Genomic DNA, 4,638 nt, shown 5'->3' with positions numbered 1-4,638 from the left:
GCTGCGTCCTTCCCTGGTCGTGGTGAGGTGTGTCAAGGGTCGAACTTGTTCGAGCCCGAAGGGCCGCGAAGCGCCCTTGACTCACCTCACCACGACTAGCAAACTCACGCAGCCCGGCGACGCGAACCACCCACACCTATGCCCGACGAACCGGCAGCGTCTTTGTCAGACTCGGGCGGCGACGCGGTGGGCGGTGGTTTTGAGTTCTTCCATGATGTCGGTGTCGGAGTCGAGCAGGGTTTGCATTTTGGCTGCGTCCTGGGCGGCGAACATCACGCCGATGGTGACGTCGTGCTGCGGGCGGCTCAGGATCGTGATGGGGTCGCCGGCCGCGATCGTGCCGGTTTTCAGGACCTTGAGGTAGGCGCCCGGACGGCCTTCCTGGTGGAATCGCTTGACCCAACCGGGGAGCTGCATCCGGTACTGGAAGGTGACGCAAGGAATCCGCGGCGCACGGACCATCACCTCGACCGCGTCCGCCCCGTCGCCGAACCGCCAGGTCTCGCCGATCAACGCATTGGTGATGTCGAGCCCTTCCGTGCTCAGGTTCTCCCCGAACAACCCGGACGGAATCTCACGCTCGAGCTGCCCCGCCCACCAATCGGAATCCTCACGAGCGTAGGCGTACAGCGCCAGATCCGGCCCGCCGTGGTTCTTGGTGTCGCAGACCCGATCCCCTTGCAGCCCTAACTCCCCGACCACCACCCGGCCCTGCTGCGGCCGCTTGTCGATAGCAGTCAGCCCCGTCTCCTTGGGCCCCGGAATGAGCTCCTCCACCACATTCACCGTCAGCAGCCGCATACCCGCCATCCTCCCCCAGCCCTCACCGCGACTCCAGCGAGTTTCTCAGCTACTGCTTGGCCCGACCGGAACCGGGTGCTGCCGTCCGATCGTCGCCTTGGAGGTTGCCGATCATCTGTGCCGCCATGGCCATGAACGCGTCCACCTGCGCACGATCCAGGCCGGCAGTCGCCACCTGATTGCCCTCGCGGGCGGCGGCGGTCAGGGAGGCTTCGAGCTCGCGGGCGCGCGGAGTCAGGTGAACGAACGAGCGTCGGCTGTCGGCCGGATCGGGCACCCGCTCGATCAATCCGTCACGCTGCATCCGTGCCAGGGTGTTCGCCATCGTGGGCTGCTCGATCCGCACCCGCTCGCAGAGTTGCGACTGCGTCAGTCCGTCCTCCTCATAGAGCGCGAGAAGCTGAGCGAACTGCCCTGGTACGACGCCAAGTGGTTCGATCCGGTCACGCAGTGTCTGGGCCAGCAGCCGGGCCAGGTGATTGACCTGGTACCCCAGCGATTCCTCCCGGCGGAAGACTGCGTCGCTCACCGACGGGCCCCGCGCCGGGCCAACCACGACCGGATCCGCGGCCACTTCCACAACGCGATCCCGGAGAGCACCCCCACCGGCACCACCACCCACCGCACCAACCAGACAATCCCATCCACAGCCGGCGCCAGATACACGAAAGCCAGTAACAAGACCCCGGCCACCAGATGCGCCATCCGCTGCAGATCCCGCACCTGCCGCCGCGAAACAGAAACCCTCGCCATCAGATCCCCTCCGGGCCGACACGAATACATAGCTTGCTATGTATCTTACGCGGGAGCGGCCGAAAGTCCAGCGCACCGCCGACAGGGCAGCATGGATCACCCGCGCCGGTGGAGGGCGGGCAGCAAGGGTGCGAGCGCAGTACGGGTCAGTCCTGGATGGCCTTGGTGATGGCGATGTTGCGGGTCAGCCAGTCGTGCGGCAGGACCTCGTCGGCGCCCGCGTCGCGGACCGCGCCGAGGGCGTTCACCATCTGGCGGACGATCACCCAGTCGCGGGCGCGGTCCTCGTCGAGGCCGGCGGCGTCGACGATCGCGTAGAACCGCTGCCGCAACCCGAACCGCAGGTCCCTGGCGCCCTCGATCTCCTCCCACCGGTTCCACAACAGCGGCGCGACCTCGTAGTGAGGATCCCCCGAGAGCGGCTTCGGGTCGATCACCAGCCACGGTTCACGTTCCGCCGCCAGCACGTTGAAGTAGTGCAGATCCGTGTGGATCAGCCGCCCGTCGGTCTCGGGATCGGCAGCGAAATCCCGGGCCAGGGACGCGGCCTGTTCGACGTACCGGCGTGGTACTGGAGCTGACGCCGGTAGGGCGAGCAGCTCGGCCGACAGCCTCTTCATCTCGCCGGACAGCGTCCTGAACTGCGGCCCGGCCGGCACGTGCAATCGCTTGTATAGCGAGGCGATGAGCTCGCTCGCCTCGATCGCGTCCACGCTGGTCAGGTCCTGTGGCAGCGCCTTCTCCAGCAGCAGCGCGAACCGCCGCGGATCCGCCCGCAGCAGCCGGATCGCGCCGTTGCCGTCCCAGATCCGCAGGGCGAGATGCTCGGTCTCGGCCTCCCAGTGCGGGAACTGCACCTTAAGCATCGCCGGCGTTCCGTCCGCAGTACGGACCGGCACGACGAGTGAGCAGTTCCCGTACGCCGAGCCGCCGTCGACCCGCAACCCCCACTCGGCGATCAGGTCGCCGGCCAGCCGGGGCAGACCGTCGAGCCAGGCAGCCCAGTCGGCTCCCCGTGAGGCGATCTTGCGGAACTCGGCGGGAATCTCGACCGGCACTACTTCTTGGCCTTGTCTCCTGGGGACTCACTGGTCTTGAGGGCGGCGATGAAGGCTTCCTGCGGGACCTCGACCCGGCCCACCATCTTCATCCGCTTCTTGCCCTCTTTCTGCTTCTCCAGCAGTTTGCGCTTCCGGGTGATGTCACCGCCGTAGCACTTCGCCAGCACGTCCTTGCGGATCGCCCGGATCGACTCGCGGGCGATGATCCGGGACCCGATCGCGGCCTGGATCGGCACCTCGAACTGCTGCCGCGGGATCAGTTCCTTGAGCTTGCCCGCCAGCGAGACGCCGTACGAGTAAGCGTTGTCGCGGTGCACGATCGCGGAGAACGCGTCGACCGTCTCGCCCTGCAGCAGGATGTCCACCTTGACCAGGGCCGCGGACTGTTCGCCGGTCGGCTCGTAGTCCAGCGAGGCGTAGCCCTTCGTCTTGGACTTCAGCTGGTCGAAGAAGTCGAAGACGATCTCGGCCAGCGGCAGCGTGTAGCGGAGCTCGACCCGGTCCTCGGACAGGTACTCCATCCCCTGCAGGTTGCCCCTCATGGTCTGGCACAGCTCCATGATGACGCCGATATAGTCCTTCGGGCTCAGGATCGTCGCCCGGACCACCGGCTCGTAGATGTCGGCGATCTTGCCCTCGGGGAACTCGCTCGGGTTGGTGACGACGTGCTCCTTGCCGTCCTCCATCTCGACCCGGTAGACCACGTTCGGCGCGGTCGAGATCAGGTCGAGGTCGAACTCGCGCTCAAGGCGTTCCCGGACGATCTCCATGTGCAGCAGCCCGAGGAAGCCGCAGCGGAACCCGAACCCGAGCGCGCCCGAGCTCTCCGGCTCGTACTGCAGGGCCGCGTCGTTCAGTTGCAGTCGCTCCAGTGCGTCCCGCAGCGTCGGGTAGTCGTCGCCGTCGATCGGGAACAGCCCGGAGTAGACCATCGGCTGCGGGTGCTTGTAGCCGCCCAGTGCCTCGGTCGAGCCGTGCACCTGCGACGTCACGGTGTCACCGACCCGGGACTGCCGGACGTCCTTCACACCGGTGATCAGGTAGCCGACCTCGCCGACCCCGATGCTCTTGGACTTCATCGGCTCCGGCGAGATGACCCCGACCTCGAGCATCTCGTGCACGGCACCGGTGGACATCATCTTGATCCGGTCGCGGTGGGTCAGCTCGCCGTCGACCACCCGGACGTAGGTGACCACGCCACGGTAGGTGTCGTAGACCGAGTCGAAGATCAGCGCCCGCGGCGGTGCGTCCTTGACGCCCTTCGGCGGCTCCACCTGGGCGACGATCTCGCTCAGCAGGTCCTCGACGCCCTGGCCGGTCTTGGCCGAGACGCGCAGTACGTCGGACTCCTTGCAGCCGATGATGTGCGCCAGTTCGGCGGCGTACTTCTCCGGCTGGGCGCCCGGCAGGTCGATCTTGTTCAGCACCGGGATGATGTGCAGGTCCGCGTTCAGCGCCAGGTAGAGGTTCGCCAGCGTCTGCGCCTCGATCCCCTGCGCCGCGTCGACCAGCAGCACGGCCCCCTCGCACGCCTCCAGCGACCGCGACACCTCGTAGGTGAAGTCGACGTGGCCGGGGGTGTCGATCATGTTCAGGATGTACGTCGTGCCGTCGGGCGCGAGCAGTCCGCCAGGGGTGTCCGGCTTCGGCATGTAGGGCAGCCGGACCGCCTGGGACTTGATCGTGATGCCGCGCTCGCGCTCGATGTCCATCCGGTCCAGGTACTGGGCCCGCATCTGCCGGCCGTCGACGACACCGGTGATCTGCAGCATCCGATCGGCCAGCGTCGACTTCCCGTGGTCGATGTGGGCGATGATGCAGAAGTTCCGGATCAGCGACGGGTCGGTACGACCCGGCTGCGGCACGGTCGTGGGGCCAACGGGCACGGAGGGTTCCAGTTCGTCTCAGGGTGGTTCACGAGTGACAGGGCAACCCTTCAATCATCCCATGACAGGCCAGCCGTTTCCGCATCCATGGGTTCCGGCCCTCTGAGCGCTGATCGTCAGCGCTCGCCTACTCTCGG

The 4,638-nt window shown here is 66.9% G+C and carries 5 protein-coding genes; all 5 read right to left on the bottom strand.

Annotation, left to right across the window (positions count from 1 at the left end):
* Positions 1 to 165: 165 nt before the first annotated feature.
* The 5 genes from VFG33_RS03290 to lepA all read right to left on the bottom strand — a co-directional run bounded on the left by VFG33_RS03290 (position 166) and on the right by lepA (position 4,501).
* Entirely contained in the window at positions 166 to 801 is a 636-nt protein-coding gene (locus tag VFG33_RS03290) for an MOSC domain-containing protein (protein ID WP_325022219.1), read from the bottom strand.
* A 49-nt stretch (positions 802 to 850) separates the two neighbouring features.
* Complete coding sequence (locus VFG33_RS03285; RefSeq protein WP_325022217.1) at positions 851 to 1,330, bottom strand: MarR family winged helix-turn-helix transcriptional regulator; 480 nt, start codon at positions 1,328 to 1,330, stop codon at positions 851 to 853.
* On the bottom strand, positions 1,327 to 1,554 hold the full coding sequence (locus VFG33_RS03280; protein WP_325022215.1) for a hypothetical protein: 228 nt from the start codon (positions 1,552 to 1,554) through the stop codon (positions 1,327 to 1,329). The genes VFG33_RS03285 and VFG33_RS03280 overlap by 4 nt, the downstream gene beginning before the upstream one ends.
* A gap of 146 nt (positions 1,555 to 1,700) precedes the next feature.
* Entirely contained in the window at positions 1,701 to 2,612 is a 912-nt protein-coding gene (locus tag VFG33_RS03275; RefSeq protein ID WP_325022213.1) for an aminoglycoside phosphotransferase family protein, read from the bottom strand.
* The gene (lepA, locus tag VFG33_RS03270; protein WP_325022211.1) at positions 2,612 to 4,501 is read right to left on the bottom strand and encodes a translation elongation factor 4; all 1,890 of its coding nucleotides are present in this window, start codon (positions 4,499 to 4,501) and stop codon (positions 2,612 to 2,614) included. Before lepA ends, VFG33_RS03275 begins: the two co-directional genes overlap by 1 nt.
* Between the last annotated feature and the right edge of the window lie 137 nt (positions 4,502 to 4,638).

The organism is Kribbella sp., assembly GCF_035687465.1.
Lineage (GTDB): Bacteria > Actinomycetota > Actinomycetes > Propionibacteriales > Kribbellaceae > Kribbella.
This window is presented reverse-complemented; position numbering and strand designations above follow the sequence as displayed.

What these genes read in the sequence shown, in the direction of transcription:
- VFG33_RS03280 (WP_325022215.1), bottom strand. Translation starts at nt 1,554, where the DNA reads ATGGCGAGGGTTTCTGTTTCGCGGCGGCAGGTGCGGGATCTGCAGCGG.
- VFG33_RS03290 (WP_325022219.1), bottom strand. Translation starts at nt 801, where the DNA reads ATGCGGCTGCTGACGGTGAATGTGGTGGAGGAGCTCATTCCGGGGCCC.